Source organism: Jidongwangia harbinensis (genome assembly GCF_020216025.1).
Taxonomy (GTDB): Bacteria; Actinomycetota; Actinomycetes; order Mycobacteriales; family Micromonosporaceae; genus Actinoplanes; species Actinoplanes harbinensis.
Genome location: NZ_JAIWNC010000001.1, coordinates 154,069 through 172,958, shown reverse-complemented (window position 1 = coordinate 172,958; position 18,890 = coordinate 154,069). Strand labels below are relative to the sequence as shown.

16 protein-coding genes and 1 riboswitch are annotated in these 18,890 nt (G+C 72.7%); of the genes, 5 read left to right on the top strand and 11 right to left on the bottom strand.

Features of this window, described 5'->3' with window-relative positions; genetic code table 11:
• Window positions 1–94: 94 nt before the first annotated feature.
• Window positions 95–1,402, bottom strand: coding sequence for a LacI family DNA-binding transcriptional regulator (locus LDL48_RS00755; RefSeq protein ID WP_225252969.1), 1,308 nt, complete (start codon window positions 1,400–1,402; stop codon window positions 95–97).
• Window positions 1,403–1,697: 295 nt separating this feature from the next.
• On the opposite strand from LDL48_RS00755, the gene LDL48_RS00750 reads away from it, so the two are divergent.
• Window positions 1,698–2,573 carry an alpha/beta fold hydrolase gene (locus LDL48_RS00750; RefSeq protein ID WP_225252968.1) on the top strand — a complete coding sequence of 292 codons (876 nt, stop codon included), beginning with the start codon at window positions 1,698–1,700 and terminating at the stop codon, window positions 2,571–2,573.
• A 104-nt stretch (window positions 2,574–2,677) separates the two neighbouring features.
• Here the strand turns inward: LDL48_RS00750 and LDL48_RS00745 are convergent, their stop codons facing one another.
• A complete protein-coding gene (locus LDL48_RS00745; RefSeq protein WP_225252967.1) occupies window positions 2,678–3,793 on the bottom strand; it encodes an epoxide hydrolase family protein in 1,116 nt (371 codons plus the stop codon).
• Window positions 3,794–3,904: 111 nt separating this feature from the next.
• Between LDL48_RS00745 and LDL48_RS00740 the strand changes: the two genes are divergently transcribed.
• Window positions 3,905–4,525, top strand: a complete 621-nt coding sequence (locus LDL48_RS00740) for a TetR/AcrR family transcriptional regulator (protein WP_225252966.1) — start codon at window positions 3,905–3,907, stop codon at window positions 4,523–4,525.
• A 15-nt stretch (window positions 4,526–4,540) separates the two neighbouring features.
• Here LDL48_RS00740 and LDL48_RS00735 read toward each other — a convergent pair whose 3' ends face one another.
• Entirely contained in the window at window positions 4,541–5,521 is a 981-nt protein-coding gene (locus LDL48_RS00735; protein WP_225252965.1) for an aldo/keto reductase, read from the bottom strand.
• 158 nt (window positions 5,522–5,679) lie between these two features.
• Window positions 5,680–6,027, bottom strand: a complete 348-nt coding sequence (locus LDL48_RS00730; protein WP_225252964.1) for a histone-like nucleoid-structuring protein Lsr2 — start codon at window positions 6,025–6,027, stop codon at window positions 5,680–5,682.
• Between the two features lie 197 nt (window positions 6,028–6,224).
• A riboswitch (guanidine-III (ykkC-III) riboswitch) is annotated at window positions 6,225–6,292 on the top strand.
• A 9-nt stretch (window positions 6,293–6,301) separates the two neighbouring features.
• On the opposite strand from LDL48_RS00730, the gene LDL48_RS00725 reads away from it, so the two are divergent.
• Window positions 6,302–6,616: a DMT family transporter gene (locus tag LDL48_RS00725; RefSeq protein ID WP_225252963.1), complete on the top strand. Its 315-nt coding sequence runs from the start codon at window positions 6,302–6,304 to the stop codon at window positions 6,614–6,616.
• A gap of 110 nt (window positions 6,617–6,726) precedes the next feature.
• Here LDL48_RS00725 and LDL48_RS00720 read toward each other — a convergent pair whose 3' ends face one another.
• The 7 genes from LDL48_RS00720 to LDL48_RS00690 all read right to left on the bottom strand — a co-directional run bounded on the left by LDL48_RS00720 (window position 6,727) and on the right by LDL48_RS00690 (window position 15,426).
• Entirely contained in the window at window positions 6,727–7,380 is a 654-nt protein-coding gene (locus LDL48_RS00720) for a fasciclin domain-containing protein (RefSeq protein ID WP_225252962.1), read from the bottom strand.
• Between the two features lie 126 nt (window positions 7,381–7,506).
• The gene (locus LDL48_RS00715) at window positions 7,507–8,196 is read right to left on the bottom strand and encodes a CPBP family intramembrane glutamic endopeptidase (protein ID WP_225252961.1); all 690 of its coding nucleotides are present in this window, start codon (window positions 8,194–8,196) and stop codon (window positions 7,507–7,509) included.
• Between the two features lie 14 nt (window positions 8,197–8,210).
• Complete coding sequence (locus tag LDL48_RS00710) at window positions 8,211–10,772, bottom strand: MMPL family transporter (RefSeq protein ID WP_225252960.1); 2,562 nt, start codon at window positions 10,770–10,772, stop codon at window positions 8,211–8,213.
• The gene (locus LDL48_RS00705) at window positions 10,747–11,703 is read right to left on the bottom strand and encodes a class I SAM-dependent methyltransferase (protein ID WP_225252959.1); all 957 of its coding nucleotides are present in this window, start codon (window positions 11,701–11,703) and stop codon (window positions 10,747–10,749) included. The genes LDL48_RS00710 and LDL48_RS00705 overlap by 26 nt, the downstream gene beginning before the upstream one ends.
• A gap of 2 nt (window positions 11,704–11,705) precedes the next feature.
• Complete coding sequence (locus LDL48_RS00700; protein ID WP_225252958.1) at window positions 11,706–12,935, bottom strand: MFS transporter; 1,230 nt, start codon at window positions 12,933–12,935, stop codon at window positions 11,706–11,708.
• Complete coding sequence (locus tag LDL48_RS00695; RefSeq protein WP_225252957.1) at window positions 12,932–14,131, bottom strand: aminotransferase class I/II-fold pyridoxal phosphate-dependent enzyme; 1,200 nt, start codon at window positions 14,129–14,131, stop codon at window positions 12,932–12,934. Before LDL48_RS00695 ends, LDL48_RS00700 begins: the two co-directional genes overlap by 4 nt.
• Before the next feature lie 26 nt (window positions 14,132–14,157).
• On the bottom strand, window positions 14,158–15,426 hold the full coding sequence (locus LDL48_RS00690; protein ID WP_225252956.1) for a beta-ketoacyl-[acyl-carrier-protein] synthase family protein: 1,269 nt from the start codon (window positions 15,424–15,426) through the stop codon (window positions 14,158–14,160).
• A 150-nt stretch (window positions 15,427–15,576) separates the two neighbouring features.
• Between LDL48_RS00690 and LDL48_RS00685 the strand changes: the two genes are divergently transcribed.
• Together LDL48_RS00685 and LDL48_RS00680 are read left to right on the top strand one after the other, a co-directional pair.
• Window positions 15,577–17,289: a substrate-binding domain-containing protein gene (locus LDL48_RS00685; RefSeq protein WP_225252955.1), complete on the top strand. Its 1,713-nt coding sequence runs from the start codon at window positions 15,577–15,579 to the stop codon at window positions 17,287–17,289.
• A 106-nt stretch (window positions 17,290–17,395) separates the two neighbouring features.
• Window positions 17,396–18,796, top strand: coding sequence for an acyl-CoA carboxylase subunit beta (locus LDL48_RS00680; RefSeq protein ID WP_225252954.1), 1,401 nt, complete (start codon window positions 17,396–17,398; stop codon window positions 18,794–18,796).
• The last annotated feature ends 94 nt before the right edge of the window (window positions 18,797–18,890 follow it).

Genomic DNA, 18,890 nt, shown 5'->3' with positions numbered 1-18,890 from the left:
TCTCCTGGGGATGCGGGGGAGTTGACGGGGTCCCGGGGATGGACGAATGTCGATCCCAGACTCGCAGAACCGATCCCTCTCCGCAAGGAAACGTTCAGCTTGCGCCCGGAGGCGCGGTGCTCTCCCGGACGATCAGGGTGGTCTCGACCTCGGCCCGGGTCTGCCGGAGCGGGTGCCCGGCCGCGAGCGCCAGCACCAGGCGGGCGGCGGTCGCGCCCATCTCGGCGAACGGCTGCCGCACGGTGGTCAGGGCCGGGCCACACCATTGGGCGTACGCGATGTCGTCGAAACCGATCACACTCAGGTCGTCCGGGACACGCAGTCCCACCTGCCGCGCCGCCTCGTACACGCCGAACGCCTGCAGGTCGTTGCCGCACACCACGGCGGTCGGGCGGTCGGCCAGCCGCAGCAGTTCGCGCCCGTGGTTCAGGCCGTCCTCGAAGGAGAACGACAGGCCGGAGCGCAGCAACCGGACGTCCAGGGCCCGGCCGGCGGCCTCCAGCGCGGTCCGGACTCCCTCCAGCCGGGCCTTCGCGGCCAGTCGCTCGGTCGGCCCGGTGATCACCGCAATCCGCCGGTGGCCGAGATCGATCAGGTGCCGGGCGGCGTCGATCCCGCCGCTCCAGTTGGTCGCCACCACCGACGGCACGCCACCCATCGGCTGATCCGACGGATCCAGGGCGACCAGCGGGATCGCGCCGGCGCGCAGCAGGAACTGCTGCGCCGGGGTGAAGCCCAGGTTGACCGTGATCACGCCGGTCGGGCGGCGGCGGAGCAGGCTCTCGGCCCACGAATGACCGGCGGAGATCTGCCGCATCACGTCGAGGAAACTCACCGCCAGCTGGTTCTCCGCGGCGACCTGCTCGACCCCGTGCATGATCTCGACGGCGAGGTCGTTCTGCATGCCGAAGAAGACCACCTCGACGCCCGGGGTCCGCTGCACCATCTCCGGGCGCTGGTAGCCGTGCTCGCGCAGCAGCGCCTCGACCCGCTGACGGGTCTCCGGTGCCACCCCGGCCCGCCCGTTCAGCACCTTGGACACGGTGGCCGCGGACACGCCCGCGATCCGCGCCACCGCGGCGACGGTGAGTTCGCCCCGGCGCCGCCCCCGCCGCGGGCCGCTGGCCGGCTCCCCGTCGCCGGTCGAGGCGGCCGCGCCGCCGGGTCCGGCGGCGCCCGCCCGCCGGTGGCTCCGGCGTCCCGCGACCTCGGCCAGCAGGCGGTCGCGGACCGCCGCCGCCTCGCGGTCGACGGCCGGCCCGGCCGGGACCGTCTCGACCAGGTAGCGCCGCTTCCTCGACACCGGGTCCAGGCCGTCGTACACCCGGACCCGGAGCGATCCGCTCGGGAGCCGCTCGATCTCACCGCGGGCCCGGCGCCTCGGCCGTGGAGCAATTGACATGGAGCAATTCTAGCGGACTGGCTCCATGTTGATGGCTCCACGGGGTGAGTGCGTCCCCGACGGTGGGAGGGCGGCACGGCGATGACGATGGCGGGCGGCGGGCGGTGCCGGGCGGCGGGCGGTGCCGGACGGTGGCGGGCGGCGGGCGGTGGCGGGCGTGCCGGGCGGGCGGTGGCGGGCGTGCCGGGCGGGCGGTGGCGGCGGGCGTGCTGGGCGGCAGGCGGACGGTGCCGGGCGGCGGCGGGTCGCGGGTAAATGCCGGGCGCCGGCAACGGGTGGCCGCTACCGTGCCGCCATGGTGGATGCGCACGAGCGGTTCGTGGCCTCCGGGCCGTTGCGGATCTGGACCGAGCGGGTCGGCGACCCCGGGCGTCCCGCGGTCCTGATGGTCATGGGGTCGGCCGCCCAGGGGGTCAGTTGCCCGGACGAGCTGGTCGGCCGGCTGGTCGAGCGGGGGGTGCAGGTGATCCGGTTCGATCACCGGGACACCGGCCGGTCCAGCGTCGTCGACTTCGATGCCGATCCGTACACGATCGGGGACATGGCCCGCGACTGCCTGGCCGTGCTGGACGGCTACGGACTGGACTCCGCGCACGTGGCCGGGGCCTCCCTGGGCGGAATGATCGCGCAGTGGCTGGGTGTGCACGCGCCGGACCGGGTGCGGTCCCTGACGGTGCTGTCCAGCTCACCGATGGGCCATGATCCGGGCCCGGCGCGGGCCCGGGCGCGGGCCGGGGAGCCGCCCGACCCGGACGACCTGCCGCCGCCGTCGCCGGAGTTCCTCGCGCATCTGGCCGCCGGCCTGCCGCCGGGTGTGGAGTCCGACGTGGCCCTGTTCCGGGTCTTCAACGGGCCGGTCCGGCCGTTCGACGAGCCGGCCGCCCGGGCGATGCTGGAACTGGCGCTGTCCCGGGCCACCGATCCGGCGGCCGCGGCGAACCATCACCGGGCCGTCTGGCGGGAAGACCCCAGCCTGCGCGCCCCGCTGTCGTCGATCACCGCGCCGACCTCGGTCGTGCACGGCGACCAGGACCCGATCTATCCGCTCGGACACGGTGCGGCCGTGGCCGCCGCGATTCCGGGCGCGGTCCTGCACGTCGTACCCGGGATGGGACACGTCCTGACCTCACCCGGCCTGCCCGAGGAGGTCGCCGACCTGATCCGGCTGTGACCGTGGGCCGGACGACGCCGGAATGCCGGTCGCGCCTCCCGGGTGGGAGGCGCGACCGGCCGGCCGGTCCGCGTGACCGGCGCCGTTCCTGGTCGACGCGAGGTTCAGAGGCTCCGGAAGAAGGCGGTGACGTCCTCGGCGAAGAGGGCGGGTTGCTCGGCCGGCAGGAAGTTGCCGCCGGCGGGCAGTTCGGTCCAGTGGGTGACCGGGTTGTCCCGTTCGGCGAAGCGCCGGACGGTGATGTCGGTGACGCCGAGCGCGACGCCGAGCGGGACCGCGGACTTCTCCTTCGGCGCCCAGGCGCCCGGGTCGTGAGCGGTCTCCCAGTAGAGGTTGGCCGAGGAGCCGGCGGTGCCGGTGAACCAGTAGAGGCTGACGTTGGTCAGCAGGAGGTCGCGGTCGACGGCGTCGTCGGGCAGGGCGGCGGACGGATCGGTCCACTCCTGGAACTTCTCGACGATCCACGCGAGTTGCCCCACGGGTGAGTCGTGCAGGCCGAACGCGAGGGTCTGCGGCCGGGTCGACTGGATGGCGTTGAAGCCCATCTTGTCGTCGCGGAACTCCTGGAGCCGGCGCAGCCGGTCCTGCTCGGCGGCGGTGAGGCCGTCGAAGTCCGCGGGGTCGCCGGACGGGAACGTGAGGTGACCGTTGACGTGGATCCCGATCACCCGGTCCGGCGCCTGCCGGGCCATCTCGGCGGCGATCGCGGCGCCGCCCCCGGTGCCCTGGACGCCGTAGGTGCGGTAACCGAGCCTCGACATGATCTCGTTGAGGGCGGCCGCGCTACGGGACGTGGTCCAGCCCGCCGTGGTGAGCGGGCCCGAGAAGCCGACGCCCGGGTTGCTCACCAGCACCAGGTGGAAGTGCTCGCGCAGCGCGTCGACGACCGGCAGGTAGAGCGCGAACGATCCGGGCCAGTCGTGGCTGATCAGCAGGGGCGTCGCGGCCGGGTCGGCCGAGCGGAGGTGCGCGAAGTGCACGGTCTGCCCGTCGACCTCCGTGACGAACTGGGGGAGGCGGTTGAGGGCGGCCTCGGCGGCGCGCCAGTCGTAGGTCTCGGCCCAGTAGGTGGCGAGGTCGCGCAGGTAGTCGACGGGCACGCCGCGGGTCCAGCCCTGGCCGGGGATCTCCGGTGTCCAGCGGGTGCGGGTCAGCCGGTCCCGCAGGTCGTCCAGCTCGGACTGCGGGACGGCGATCTGGAAGGGGCGGATCTCGCTCATGACCGGGCTCCTCTGTCTTCTGGAACGGACTACTTCGTTCCGTTCGACCTCAGCGTAGCAGTCCCGGCGCCGGAGCGGAATACTTTGTTCCGTTCGGCTATCCTGGCGTCCATGCCCAGCCCGACATCCGGCCGCGCCCGGCAGGCGGCCCGCAACCACGAGGCGATCCTCTCCGCCGCACGCGAGGTCTTCCTGGCCGATCCCCGCGCACCGATCTCCGCGGTCGCCGACCGCGCCGGCGTCGGCATCAGCGCCCTCTACCGCCGGTACCCGAGCAAGGAGGACCTGCTGCGCACCCTCTGCCACGACGGCCTGCGCACCTTCATCGCCGCGGCCGAACACGCCGCCGCGGCTCCGGACGGATGGACCGCCTTCGAGACCTTTCTCGGCGATGTGGTGGACGCCGACGTCCACTCCCTGACCGTGCACCTGGCCGGCACGTTCACGCCGACCGAGGAGATGAACGCCGACGCGGTGCGCGCGGGCGCACTGGCCGAGGCGCTGTTCCGGCGGGCCCACCCCGCCATGCGCGCGGACGCCACCAGCGGCGACGCCACCATGCTGCTGGAGATGTGCGCGGCCGTCCGGGTGCCGGACCCGGTGCGGACCGGGGAACTCCGGCGGCGGTACCTGACCGTCCTGCTCGACGGCCTGCGCGACGGGAGGACGCCGGCCGCGGCGGCACCCACCCCGGCCGAACTCAGCTGGCGCTGGCGGCCGCCGGCCGGCTGACCGCCGGCCGGCCCGTCACCACGCCCAGGCCTCCGGGGCCGGGCCGCCGTTGCCGACCGGTGGGAAGATCTCGTCGAGGGCGGTGCGGGTCTCCTCGGTGAGCGGGTTGCCGAACGCCGCGACGGGCAGGTCGAGTTGCTCCGGGGTACGCGGTCCGAGGACCGGTGCGGTCACCTCGGGGCGGGACAACAGCCAGGCGATCGCGACCGTGGTGGGCTCCTGCCCCAGGTCGGCGCAGAGACGCTCGTACCGTTCGAGGGCCGCCCGGTGCGGTGCCACCCGCTGCGGCGCGTGGAGCACCGTGCGTCCCGGCACGCCGTCGCGTTGTTTGCGCAGCGCGCCGGAGAGTGCGCCGAAGTGCAGCGGTGAGTAGGGCAGGATGCCGATGCCCAGATCGGCCGCCGCGGGCAGGACCTCCAGCTCGGCGTGCCGGGTGAGCAGGTTGTACTTGCACTGCTCGGCCACGACACCGAGAAAGTGCCGGCGGTCCGCGGCGGCCTGGGCGCGGCTGAGGTGCCAACCGGCGAAGTTGGACGATCCGACGTAGCGGACCTTGCCCTGGACCACCAGGGTCTCCATCGCCTGCCAGATCTCCGCCCAGGGGGTACGACGGTCGATGTGATGCATCTGGAACAGGTCGATCCAGTCGGTCCGCAGGCGGCGCAGCGACGCCTCGCAGGACGCGATGATGTGGCGGGCGGAGAGGCCACGGTCGTTGGGGCGGTCGGACATCGGGGCGTACACCTTGGTCGCCAGAACCACGTCCGCGCGCCGGCCGGTCCGGTCGAGCCAGCTGCCGATGAATCGTTCGCTGAGGCCGTCGCCGGTCTCCCTGCCGTACATGTTCGCGGTGTCCACGAAATTGAGGCCGGCCTCGACCGCCCGGTCGAGGATCGCATGGCTCTGCCGCTCGTCGATCTGCCAGCCGAAGTTCATGGTGCCGACGCACAGCCGGCTGACGGACAGGCCGGTACGGCCCAGGCGGGTGTATTCCATGCCGTGACGCTAGGGACCACCGTGGCCGTGGCGGAACTCGTTCGACGGTGGTCGAATCCGGGCGCGGGTGGAGGGTCGGCGCGGCGGGGCGCGGCCGCCGCGGACCGCCGCACGACCGGACGGCCCGGGCCGCTACGCGCCCTCGCGGCCGCGACCGTTCAGCGCTTCTGGTGGAACGCCTCGACGACCGAGCTGGGGATGCGGCCCCGCTCGGAAACCTCGTAGCCGTTCTTGACGGCCCATTCCCGGATGGCCTGGTTCTGATCCCGGTTCGCGCGACCGGACGACGCCGTCGCGGTACCGCGGGAGGCGATGCGGCCGGTGCTGCTGCGGCCCACCCGCGACGCCGCCGTCAGGTACGGATCGAGAGCCTTCCGCAGCTTTCCGGCGTTCTTCTCGGACAGGTCGATGGTGTAGTTCACGCCGTCGACGCCGAATTCGACCGTGCGGTCCGCCTCGCTGCCGTCGAGGTCGTCGGTCAGCAACGTGACAATCTGCTTCGCCATGGTGCGGTCACCCCTGAAACGTCATGAGGCACCTCGTGAATGCCTCCATTCCGAATAGCATAGCTTTGGCCGGGAGAACGCCATGCGGCACCGTCAATGCAGATTTTCTGGCATTGCGTGACCGGGGCGTCACGGTTCGGTGGTTAATGTCATGGTGGCCCAGGTAACATTGCGCGAAGAGTCGGCATGTGTGACTTTTGGTGCAGAGCTGAAGCCTGCTCCCGGACGAGGGTGCCGTACCCGGTCAGCGACAAGACGGCACGGGGAGATTCTCATGTCGTGGCTGGTTCTGGTCCTGTCCGGTGTGCTCGAAGCGGTCTGGGCCACGGCGCTGGGCAAAACTCAGGGGTTCACCCGGCCGGTCCCGTCGGCGATATTCTGCGTGGCGATTGTCGCCAGCATGGCCGGCCTGGCGTATGCGATGCGGACGCTGCCGGTCGGCACCGCCTATGCGGTATGGGTGGGCATCGGTGCCGTGCTCACCGTCGCTTATGCGATGGCCACCGGTACGGAGAGCATCTCGGCGCCGAAGCTCCTTTTCCTGGTCCTGATCATCGGTGGCGTGATCGGCCTGAAGGTCAGCCACTGAGGTGATCGTCGCCGGTGGGAACGGGACCGATCTGCCGATGACCCGGACGAGAGGGAACGGCCCGGGCGTGAGTTCTTGGCGCACGCCCGGGCCGTGCTGAGGAGTGGAGATCAGGGGAGGTCGACCGGGCGCAGGACCCGGTCGATGCCGTGGGCGATCTGGCGGTTGCCCTTGTTGATGTCGAAGCGGTTGATGCGCGGATTGCGGTCGCTGCGGTCGGCGTCGATCAGGGAGATGCGCTTGTGCCAGCGCGGCCCGTACACGTCGACCTTGATCGTGGATCCGGCCGCGGTTGCCAGCTTCGCGTTGTCGGACGCCAGCGCGGCCTTCTTGGTGATCGTGGCGCCCGGCACCACGTGGTACAGCAGCACCGTCTCGACGGTGTCGATGCCGAGGCCGGCGACCGCGGTGAACGCCTGCTGCTCGCCCGGCAGCCGCTTGGCCTTGGTGAGGTCCGTGACGAGCAGCTGGAAGGCCCGGTCGTTGGGCAGGAAGGCGGTCACCCGGGTCTTGCCGTCGGCGAGCACCGCGACCTTGCTGCCCGGCCTCGCCGTCAGGACCGCCTGCACGGCCGCGGTCAGGATGTCGTAGTCGTGCCCGTTGCGGTCGAAACCGCTCTTGTCCGCCGTGAGAACGGCGGCCAGGGACTTGGTTTTGAGGGGCTTCTTGCCGGTCGCCTGGGCCGGGGCGGCGCCCAGGGCGGAAGCGACGATCGCGGCGGTGGCTACGGCGGCGGCCTGCTTGCCGAGACGGGTGAACCTCATCTTCGAGCCTCTTTCCGATCGGGGACGGGTGGTGGCTACGACAGCCACCACCCGTACTTCGCGGGGACCCGTCCGGATGGATGCAGCAATCGTGGAAGAGTTACGGCGATGATCTCCGGACGGAACCTAGCCGGGTAGGGCCAGGAGCCCGGAGAAGAGAGCCACGTTGGCGACGCCCTGGGCGATGACGCAGGCGGCCACCGAGCCGGTGAGCAGGCGGGTGATTCCGAGGGCGAGACCCATCAGGAAGATGGAGCCGAAGCTGCTGACGATCACCATCGGGTGGTACGGATTCAGCCCGTAGTCGCCGAGGTGCACGACGGTCCAGGCGCAACTGGTGACGACGACAGCGGCGCGCGGGCCGAATCGCCTGCCGACGGCGTCGAAGAGGAAGCCTCGATAGCACAGCTCCTCGGCCACGGGTACGACGATGCCGAGAACGACCAGCATCGCCGCGGTCCGGACCGCGACCGGCCCGGGCACGAGCTGCTCGGCCAACCGGGGAATCCAGGTCAGCCAGTTGTCCTCGGTGCGGGCGAAGGCGGCGAACGACGCGATGACACCCACCGCGTAGGAGATCAGCACCAGGCCGACGCCGAGGCCCAGGGCCGGACGGGAGCGGCTGCGGCACACGCCCATCGCGCCCCAGTCCGGGCGGGGCGCGAGGAGCAGCACCGCCGGCGTCAGAGCCATGGAGAGCACCATGAGCACAGCGGTGTAGGCACCGCCGATCCGGGTCGCCGCCAGGACGGCGAAGCACCCGCCCGCGGTCGACAGCGGGGCCGCCACGTACCGGGAGCCGATGGCCGGTGTCATGTCCGCACCCGGCCTCAGGCGGTGGCCGTGCGCGGGCGGCGCCGCCACGGCCGGAGTCGTGGCATCCACCAGTTGTAGCGGCGCAGCAGCAGCAACAGGGCGGGCACCAGCAGCATCCGGATCAGCGTGGCGTCGAGCAGCACCGCGGTGCCGAGGCCCAGGCCGTACTGCTGCAGCATGAGCGTCGACGACAGCATCATGGCGCCGAGGCTGCCGGCCATCACCAGCCCGGCGGCGGCGATCACCCGTCCGGTGTCGACCACCGCGCGGGCGACCGATTCCTCGTCGCCGGCGCCTTCCCTCACCAGTTCCCGGATGCGGGTCACCAGGAAGATCTCGTAGTCCATGCCCAGCCCCATCATGAGGATGACCAGAAAGACCGGCAGATCGTTGATGAGGGCCTCGCCGCGCAGCCGGTCGAAGACCAGCGCGGTCACGCCGACCGCCCAGACGTTGCTGATCATGATGGTGGCCACCAGCTGGAGCGGGATGGCGATCGACCGGAGCGCGACCACCAGCACCAGGGACACCGCGACGGAGACCAGCAGCACCAGTTGCCAGAAGCTGCGGCTGAGTGCCTTGCCGTACTGGTCGTCGACCAGGGTCGAGCCACCCACCGCCAGGTCGCCCAGCGGGCTCCGATCCACCGTGGACCGGACCTGGTCCACCGCCCGCCGCGCGGAGTCGGAGTACGGGTCGTCGCGCAGGACGACGACCAGGCGCAGCACCCCCTCGTCGGACAGGAAGTCCCGGCGCAGGTCGGCCGGCATCGCACCGACGTCGGCGGGACTCCAGTTCCGGCCGAACGGTTGGGTGATCGCGTCGACGCGCTGGACGCCCGGCACCGCGGCCAGCTGCTCCGCGAGGTCCTGCACGCGTTCGTATCCGGCCGGCTGCAACCGGGGGCCGTCGGCCACCGCGCTGTCGGCCCGGCCGACGACGAAGGTGGGGAAGGCCTCGCTCTTGCCCCACTCGCGGGTCACCACCTCGGAGCCGTCCCGCGAGTCGGTGTCCGCGCTGAGCGCCACCGGATCCGCGCTCAGCGACGCGGTCGCGGTGATCCACGCGAACGGAATGGTGGCCAGCAGGAACAGCACGGTCACGGACCGGCGGTGGTGCTGCGACACCGCCGACAGCCTGCGGAGCTGGCGGGCCAGGCCGCCCTCGTTCTCGAGGTCGCTGATCGGTCGATGGCCCAGCGCGAAGAACCGGTCGCCCAGCAGGGCGATCAGGCTGGGCGTCAGGGTCAGTACCGCGAGGAAGATGATGGGGATGCCGACCAGGCCGCCGTAGCCCAGGGGCGGCACCCATTCGACCGGCGACAGGAGGGCGACGCCGAAGGCGATGATGACCGCTGCCGAGGCCAGCAGCACGCTCTCGCCGGCGCTCGCGGTGGCCTTGACGATCGCTTCTCGGGCGGGCAGTCCCGCGACCCGCTGCTGGCGATAGCGCGAGGAGAGCAACATGCTGTAGTCCACGCCGGCACCCAGCATCACGAACGTCATGATGGTGACCGTGAACTGGGTGAGGCTGACGTGGTGGCCGAGCACCCAGAGCGCCGCCTGGCTCACATTCGTGGCCGCGCCGACCAGCACCATGGTCAGGACGGCCGGGACGATCGCCCGGAAGAAGAGCAGGAGCACCACGCCGATGACGAGGTAGGCGGCCACCTCCATCACGGTGTTGTCCGCCTCGGCCCGTTCGTACGTGTCCGCGATGAGGGGCAGCTCGCCCGTGACGTGGACGGTGATCGGTCCACCGGTACCGTTGCCGAACTGTCCCGCACCCGCCCGGGCGGTTTCGCGGAGCCAGCTCACGTCGGGATCCGGTCCGTGCCGGTCGGCGAAGGTCACCGCGACGAGGCTCGCGTCGCCGTCCCGGGAGATCAGCGACCGGACGGTTTCCGGCGGCACCGCGATCGGGAAGCGCAGCCAGTTCGTCGCGGCGGCGAAGCGGCCGGCCTCGCCGGCCAGGTTGTCGGGAAGCTCCGGGCCGAGCCGGGTGAGCAGCGCGCGGAGTTCACCGGGTAGCTGCCCGGCGCGGATCGCGCCGTCGATGACGGCCGGCCACACCGCCGCCAGGGTGCCCGGTGCGGGCGCCTGGCGGGCGGCCTGCCGGCGCAACGCGGTATGCGCCTGCCGCAGGTACGCGACCGTGATGTCGCGGTACACCGTGTACGGCGACACGGTCGCGACGAACTCGCCGGTGTCGATCCGCTCCGCGATCCTGCGGTCGAGGTCCGCGAGGAACCGCCGGACCGCGGGATCGTACACATTGGACGCCGTGACGACGACGAAGACCTGGCGGCTGGATCGTTGCGGGAACGCCGCGGTCGCGAGGCGCTCGGCCGTCGCGCTCTCGGTGCCCGCCACGACCTTCGACGCCCCCTGCTGGTTCAGGACGTCCGGCATCTTGAGGGCGAACGGGGTAGCGCCGACGATCACCATCAGCCAGCCGAGGATGACGGCCTTGTGCCATCGCACGATGAAGCCGGCGCCGGCCAGCATGGCCCGGTCGAAGCGGTTGGGCGGTGCCTCGCCCCGGTGCCCGTTACCGCCGGTCAGCACGCTCGTCACGGAGATTCTCCTCTGCTGCTGGCCGACCGGGCCGGCGGGTTCCGGACAGCCCCCGCGGCTGGCCGGACGGCAGCTGGGCCACGCCAACCACGAACGTGTGCCGCAACCGCAGCGCCGGATCGGCCGTCAGGCGGTTGCTCAGCTCGGTGTGCAGCAGGCCGCGCGCCTCGTCCTGCCGGGACGGTTTGACGGCGTTCCGGAAGCCGGCCGCGGCCCCGGATCGTTCCACCCACTCGACCATCTGCTCGGCGGTGTCCCAGGGCAGCGCCTGCGCGCCCTCGCGCAGCACCCGCGGCCGCAGGCCGGCCCGGTCGAACCAGCGACGCAGCACCTGCGGGCCGCTGGGCAGGGACACGTGGACCACCCGCGTCATCATCGACGGGTCCTTCGCCAGCACCGCTTCCAGCGCGTGGCGCAGCGTGTCGAGGGCGTCCGCCTTGGTTTCGATGATGACCACGTGCCCATCGGGACGCAGAATCCGGGCGACCTGTCGCAGGATCCGGGCCGGGTGGGAGTAGCAGACCGCCCAGGCGCAGACCACGACGTCGGCGCTGGCGTCTTCCTGCCGCTTGATGAACGCCAGCATATCGTCCTGTTCGAGACTTATGTCTAAGTCACGAAACTTGTCCAACCGGTCGCGGGCCACCGCGAGCATGCCACCGGACATGTCCACTGCCCGGATGGCGCCCGCTCCGCCGAGGCGCCTGGCCACCGCCTCGGTGACGTACCCGGTGCCGCAGGCCAGCTCCACCACCCGGTCGCCGGGCCGGATCGGCAGTTCGTCGAGCGCGCCGATGCCGTGCGGGCCCATGACGTCGCTGAAATAGTCGTCGTAGCCCGTACTGGCCTGGTCGTAGTCCGGGATCGGGTCCGCGCGCCTGCCGCGCAGGTAGAGTTCCGCTGCCCGAAGCACCAGCTTGGTCGTTGGCATGATCACTCCTCGTTCTGGGAAAGGCCGGAGCGCGCCGAGCCGACGCGCAGGAGACGTGCATTCGACGGGACGGCGGCCTCGACCAGGACCAGGAACCCGCCGATCGCGACCGTGATACCGGCAGCCGCGTACACGGTCGTGGCGCGGCCCAGGCTGAGCCCGACACCCCCGGCCACCGGGCCCACCAGCATGCCGACGGCATAGGCGGCGTTGAACAGGGCATAGGTCGCGCCGCGACCCGCCCCGGTCCGGTCGCTGTAACCGGCGAGTTCCGGCAGCGCCGGTACGACGACAAAGGTCAGTCCGACGGCGACCACGCAGAGCCCGAGCGTGACCGTGTACAGCGAGCTCGCCAGCACCAGTGTCGGCAACGCCGCACCCGCCAGGATCAGGCCGGCGCCGGCGAGCACCGGATAACGGATCCGTCCGGACAGCCAGCCGACGCCGACCGCGCTCGCCGAATGCAGCAGGGTCGCCACGCCGAACGCCATGCCGATTCCCGCCACACCGGTCCCGAGCCGGACGGTGAGATCGAGCGGCAGGGTGGGTTCGAGGAACGTGAGCGCCGCCGACCCGAGCGCCACGGCCGCGGCCACCATCAGCGCCGGTCGGTAGGTCAGCAGCGACGGCAGCCCCGGTGCGCGGCGCCGGGTCGTCGTCCCGGTGGGCAGCACGACGAGTTGCAGGACGGCGTTGACCAGGGCCGCCGCCGCGGTGGTGAGAAACGGCGCCGACCGTCCGAACCCTTCGACCATCAGGCCACCCAGCGGCGGTCCGACAATCAGCCCGATCGAGGTGACGGCCATCGCCGCGCCCATCGCGCTGCCCAGCCGCCGCGCCGGGACCACGTCGGCGATCAGCGCCACCCCGGCCGTCCAGACCACGGCGGCACCGACTCCCTGCATCATCCGGGCGGACAACAGCAACTCGTACCGGTCGCCGAGCGCGAAGACCAGGGTCGCCGCGGCGATGCCGAACGAACCCACGACCATCGGCACGCGGAAGCCGACCCGGTCGACCACCGCGCCCGCCACGGGCGAGGCCACCAGCAGCCCGATCGCGTACGCGCCGAACAGCAGGCCGATCGCCCAGTCCGACGCGCCGAGCCGCTGGGAGTATCCGGGCAGGACCGGCACGGCGACGCTGTACAGCAGCGAGTCGACGAACAGCGCCTGACATACCAGCGCGAGTATCAGGTTCGGCCGGCGCGACGCCGGCGCGATCGACGTCATGACGCCGCGGCCAGGTCGTCGGCCGCTCCGACGGGCAGCAGCTTGCGGACCGCGGCGAACGCGGAAACCGCCTTCTTGAGCTGCTCGGGGCTGTGCGTCGCGGTGAAGCTCAGCCGCAGCCGCGGTGACGCGGCCGGTGGCAGGATGGCGTTGACGTACACGCCCTCGTCCAGCAGGGCCCGCCAGGCCAGCACGGTCGCGGTGACGTCGAGCGTCGGCACGCAGATGATCGGCGTCTCGGACGGCACGGTGTGGTAGCCCAGATCGTGCAGTTCGCCCTGCACGAACTGCGCGTTGGCCAGCGCCTGCTCGCACAGCCACGGCTCATTGCGCAGGACGTCCAGGGCAGCGAGGGCAGCGGCGATGTTGGCCGGCGGCGCGGCGGCGCTGAAGATCTGGCTCCGCGCGTGGTGCCGAAGGTATTCGATCACCTCCGGCGAGCCGAGCACCGCGCCGCCCACCGAGGCCAGCGCCTTGCTGAAGGTGATGGAGAGCAGGTCGACGTCCGCCGTCCGGCCGAAATGCGCCGGCGTGCCCCGGCCCTCGGCCAGCACGCCGAGTCCGTGCGCGTCGTCCACCAGCAGGCGGGCGCCGTACTCACCACAGAGCTCCACCAGCTGGGGCAGCGGGCACAGGTCCCCGGCCATCGAGTACACGCCGTCGACGACCACCAGGGTGCTGGCCTCGGCCGTGCAGGCGGCCAGCCGGCGCCGGAGGGCGTCCATGTCGTTGTGCGGGAACCGGCGCACCTTCGCCGGCGTCATGCTGCACGCGTCATAGATCGAGGCGTGCGCCTCACGATCGATGAGCACGACGTCGTCCCGGGCGAGCAAGCCGGTGATCACGCCGAGATTCGCCTGATAGCCGGTCGCGAACACCAACGCCGCCGGCATGCCGAGAAAGTCGGCCAGTTCCCGCTCCAACTCGTCGTGCAGCGGTGTGTTGCCGTTGAGCAGCCGGGAGCCGGTGCGGGAGGTGCCGTACCGGTCGATCGCGGCCTTGGCGGCCGCGCGGATGCGATGGTCCGCGGTCAGCCCGAGGTAGTTGTTCGACCCGCACATCACCACGTCCTCGCCCGTGGTCAGCCGGGCCGTCGTCGCGTCCGGACCGTCGAAAGCGGTGAAGTATGGGTACAGTCCCGCTTGGCGCGCGCCGTGTGCGAGGTCGAACGAGCGGGCGCGGTCGAAGATATCCATGCTCTCCGGATCACCCGGGTGGCGGACTAATACCGGTTCGGCAGGGATCTTTCCGGGCCGCGCGGGCCGGCCGGGCGGAACGCGAGCGCGACGTTGTGCCCGCCGAACCCGAACGAGTTCGACAGGGCCAGACCGCGGCGCAGCGTGCGCGGGCCGTCCCGGACGACGTCCAGGTCGATGTCGTCGTCGAGGCGGCGCAGCGTGGGACTCGCGGGCGCCCGTCCGGCACACGTCGACAGCACCGTGACGATCGCCTCCACCGCGCCGGCGGCTCCGAGCAGGTGACCCGTCATCGATTTCGTGGCGCTGACCGGAACCCGGCCGGCGGCCGGAAGGACGGCCCGGAGGGCGGCCGCCTCCGCGCGGTCGCCCAGCGGGGTGGCCGTCGCATGGGCGTTGACGTGTACCACCGCGGCCGGGTCCTCCCCGGCGTCGTGCAGGACGGCACGCATCGCGCGGGCCGCGCCGTCGCCGCCCGGTTCGGGCCGCACCGCGTGGTACGCGTCGGCGGAGTACCCGGCGCCGGCCAGCTCGGCGTACGCCGGACACCCGCGCGCCGCCGCGTGGGACGCCGACTCCAGGACGAGCGCGCCCGCGCCCTCGCCCAGCACGAACCCGTCCCGGTCCCGGTCGAACGGGCGGGAGGCGTCCTCGGGCGCGCCGGAATACCGCGACAGGGCCCGGATGGCGTCGAACGCGGCCAGGGGCAGCGGGTGGATGGCCGCCTCCGCGCCGCCGCAGACGACCACGTCGGCCCGTCCGGTGCGGATGACGTCCAGGCCGAGGGCGATGGACTCGGCACCGGACGCGCACGCCGAGACCGGGGTGTGGACGGCGGCGCGAGCGCCGAGCGCCAGGCTGATCGCGGTAGCGGCGCCGTTGGGCATGAACATGGTGATGCTGTGCGGCGAGATGTGCCGCGATCCCGACTCCCGCAGGACGTCATGCTGGTTCAGCAGGGTGATGACGCCGCCCACACCCGAGCCGAACACCACGGCGAACCGTTCCGGGGGCACCAGCGGGGCGCCCGCGTCGGACCAGGCCTCGCCGGCCGCGAGCAGTGCCATCTGCTGTACCCGGTCCAGGCTCCGGGCGCGGACCCGGCCGAGCCGGTCCGTCAGGTCGGCGGTCACCGGCGCGGCCAGGCTGACCGGCACCTGACCGGCCCAGCCGGCGTCGAGCCGGCGCACCCCGGACCGGCCCGCCATCAGCGCGTCCCACAGCGCGCCGGCATCGCCGCCCAACGGGCTGAGCGCGCCGACGCCGGTCACCACAACGCTTTCCTGAACAGCCATCGCCCGCACCTCCACCGGGGCCGTGTCTCGGCACCCACCCCCGGAGGTGCGGCGGCGTTGAGGTGATACCGCCGGTATTTGTCGGCGGGACTCCCGTCTCCGTGGGTGGTGAACCGCGTCGGCCGGTTCCTGATCCAGGGAGGACCCGCCATGTCAGGTCGGGAGATCGTGCTCGCCGGGAATCGGCGGCACCCGAATCGGCTCGGCCGCCGCGCCGCGGTGGCCGCCGGAATACTGGTCTGCGTCGGCGCGGGTGTCGCGGCCGGCGGCATCTGGCGCGCGGACGCGCAGGCCCGTGACGATCACCGGTGCGCCCCCGGCGCCCGCCCGCTGCACGTCGCCGCCGCGCCGGAGATCGCCGGCGTGGTGGCCGACCTGGCCGGCGCCGCGGGATCCGACGACTCGGCCGGCGGCTGCCCGCGGCCCGTGGTGACCGCGGTCCCGGCGGTGGAGGTGGCCGACGTCATCCGCAACGAGCGTGGAGACCGGCCGGACGTCTGGATTCCGGACTCCTCGGTCTGGGTCAACCGCCGGGCTCCGGCCGGCCGCGCCCTGCCGCCGAACAACCCCTCCGTGGCGCGCTCGCCCATCGTCGTCGCGGTCGCCGAGCGCACCGCCGCGGGTCTCGGCTGGCCGTCCCGGACACCGGAACTCGGCGACCTGCTCGTCCCCGACGACGGCGACGCGGCCGGCCCGGTGCGGTTCGTGCTGCCGGATCCGGGACGCTCGGCGGCGACCGTGGGCGTGCTTCTGGGCATGCAGTCAGACGTTGCCGGAGACCGCGACGGCCGGGCGACCCTCGCGCGGGTCCTGCGCGCCGCCACGCGCGGCAGCGAGCGTGCCGATCAGTTGCTGACGTCGCTGCGCCCCCGGCCCCGGCTCGCCGCGCCCGCGACCGAGCAGCAGGTGTGGAGCCACAACGCGGAGCACCCGCAGTCCCGCGTCGTCGCGGCCTATCAGCCCGGTCCGGGGCACGCCTTCGACTACCCGTATGTCGTGCTCTCCAACGAGGAGTCGCAGCGGCGGCAGGCGGAGCGGCTCCGTGCCGTACTCACCGGAGAGATCGGCCGCTGGCGACTGCTCGCCGCCGGATTCCGTGACCCCCTCGGCCGGGCCGGCGCCGACCTCGCCACCGATCCCGCGGTGGCGCCCGCGCGCCCGGCGACCGGGCCCGCGCCGGATGCCGAGCGCATCGACGACGCCACCCGGGCACTCCGGTCGCTCACGCTCGGCTCGCGCCTGCTGGTCGTCCTGGACGTCTCCGGCTCGATGGCCACACCGGTGCCGGGTGCGAACGGCCGGACCCGGCTCGCAGTGGCGCTCGAGGTGCTGATGAACGGTCTGGCGCTCTATCCGGACGGGGCCAGAGTCGGGTTGTGGACGTTCGCCACCAACCTCGACGGAAAGCGAGACCATCGCGAGGAGGTGCCCACCGTCGCGCTCGGGCGCAACGACGACGGCACCGTCGGCCGGGAGCGGCTGGCCCGGGCGTTCGGCGGCGTCACGGCGGTCCGTGGCGGCGGAACGGCGCTGTACGACACCGCTCTGGCCGCGGTCCGGGCGGTACGCCGGGATTGGGATCCGACGCGGGCGAACTCCGTCGTGCTGCTGAGCGACGGCCGCAACGACGACCGGCACGGCATCGGCCTGGACCGGCTGGTGGACAGCCTGCGGGCGGAGCACGACCCGGCGCGCCCGGTGCGGCTCACCACCATCGCCTACGGGCCGGACAGCGACCGGGCGGCCCTGTCCACGATGAGCCGGGCCACCGGGGGAGAGATGTACTCGGCGCCCACCCCGCTCCGCGTCCGTGAGGTCATCCTCGACGCGATCGGCCGGCGGGCCTGCCGTCCGGACTGCTGAGAACCACACCGCTGAACCCCACTGGAGGTCGGGTCCGTTGCACACCACACTTGAGCACACCACGCCAGAAGGAACCACGCCAGAAAACCGCACGCCAGCAAACCCCATGCCAGCGCAGCCCACGCCGGCGGCGGACGAGCGGGACCCGGAGGCGCGCCTGCGTGCCCTCGTCGATCGAGGCAGCCTGCGGCTGCTGGGTCCGCGCGACGATTCGGGCGCGCGGTGGGCGCGCGGCCGGGTGGACGGCACTCCGGTGATCGGGTACGCCACCGACGCCACCCGGATGGGCGGGGCCCTGGGCGCCGAGGGCTGCCGGCATGTCGTCGACGCGATCGAGGCCGCGGTGCGCGAACGCGTCCCGGTGATCGGCATCTGGCATTCCGGCGGGGCTCGTCTCGCCGAGGGGGTCGCGGCCCTGGACGGCGTCGGCCGGGTCTTCGCGGCGATGGTCCGGGCGTCCGGGCGGGTGCCGCACATCTCGGTGGTCCTGGGCCCCGCGGCCGGCGGTGCCGCGTACGGTCCGGCCCTGACCGACATCGTGATCATGAGTAGGGCGGGCCGCATCTTCGTGACCGGTCCCGAGGTGGTGCGCAGCGTCACCGGTGAGCAGGTCGACATGGAGCGGCTCGGTGGGCCCGAGCCGCACGGGCGGCGCTCCGGCGTCGTGCACATCACCACCGGGGACGACAAGACCGCCCTCGCCGAGGCGCGCGGGCTCGCCGGCCTGCTCGGCCGCCAGGGCCGGCTCACCCCGGCCGACGTGGCCGCCGGTGCCGGCCCCGGTGCCGCCTTGCCGGCCGGGACCAACCGGGCGTACGACGTGAAGGCCGTGGTCGCCGCGCTGCTCGACGAGCCCGGCGTGGAACTGCACGCCCGGTGGGCGCCGAACATCGTCACCACGCTCGGCCGGTTCGCCGGTCGCACGGTCGGCGTGATCGCCAACAACCCGCTGCGCCTGGGCGGCTGCCTGGACGCGACCAGCGCCGAGAAGGCGGCCCGGTTCGTGCGGATGTGCGACGCGCTCGGCGTACCGCTGATCGTGGTGGTCGACGTGCCCGGCTATCTGCCCGGCCTGGGCCAGGAGTGGGACGGCGTGGTGCGCCGCGGCGCGAAGCTGCTGCACGCCTTCGCCGAGGCGGTGGTGCCGCGGGTGACGCTGGTGACCCGCAAGGCGTACGGCGGCGCGTACCTCGCCATGAACTCCCGGGCGCTGGGCGCCACCGCGGTCTTCGCGTGGCCGGACGCGGAGGTCGCGGTGATGGGCGCCGGCGCGGCGGTGAACGTCCTGCACCGCAGGAGGCTCGCCGCCGCACCGCACGAGCAGCGCGACGCGCTGCGCGAGCAGCTGATCCAGGAGCAGACCCGGGTGGCCGGCGGCGTCGACCGGGCGTTGGAGATCGGTGTCGTCGACGCCGTGATCGAGCCGGAGGACACCCGGCGCCGCATCGCCGAGGCCCTGGCCGCGGCGCCGGCCGCGCGCGGCGACCACCGCAACATCCCGCTCTGACCGGGCGGTGGACCTCCGCGAAACTTCCCTTTCACCGGTATCAAGCCGGAGCCGGCGGGATCCTCATGGGGTGGACGAGACATTTTCCGTGACG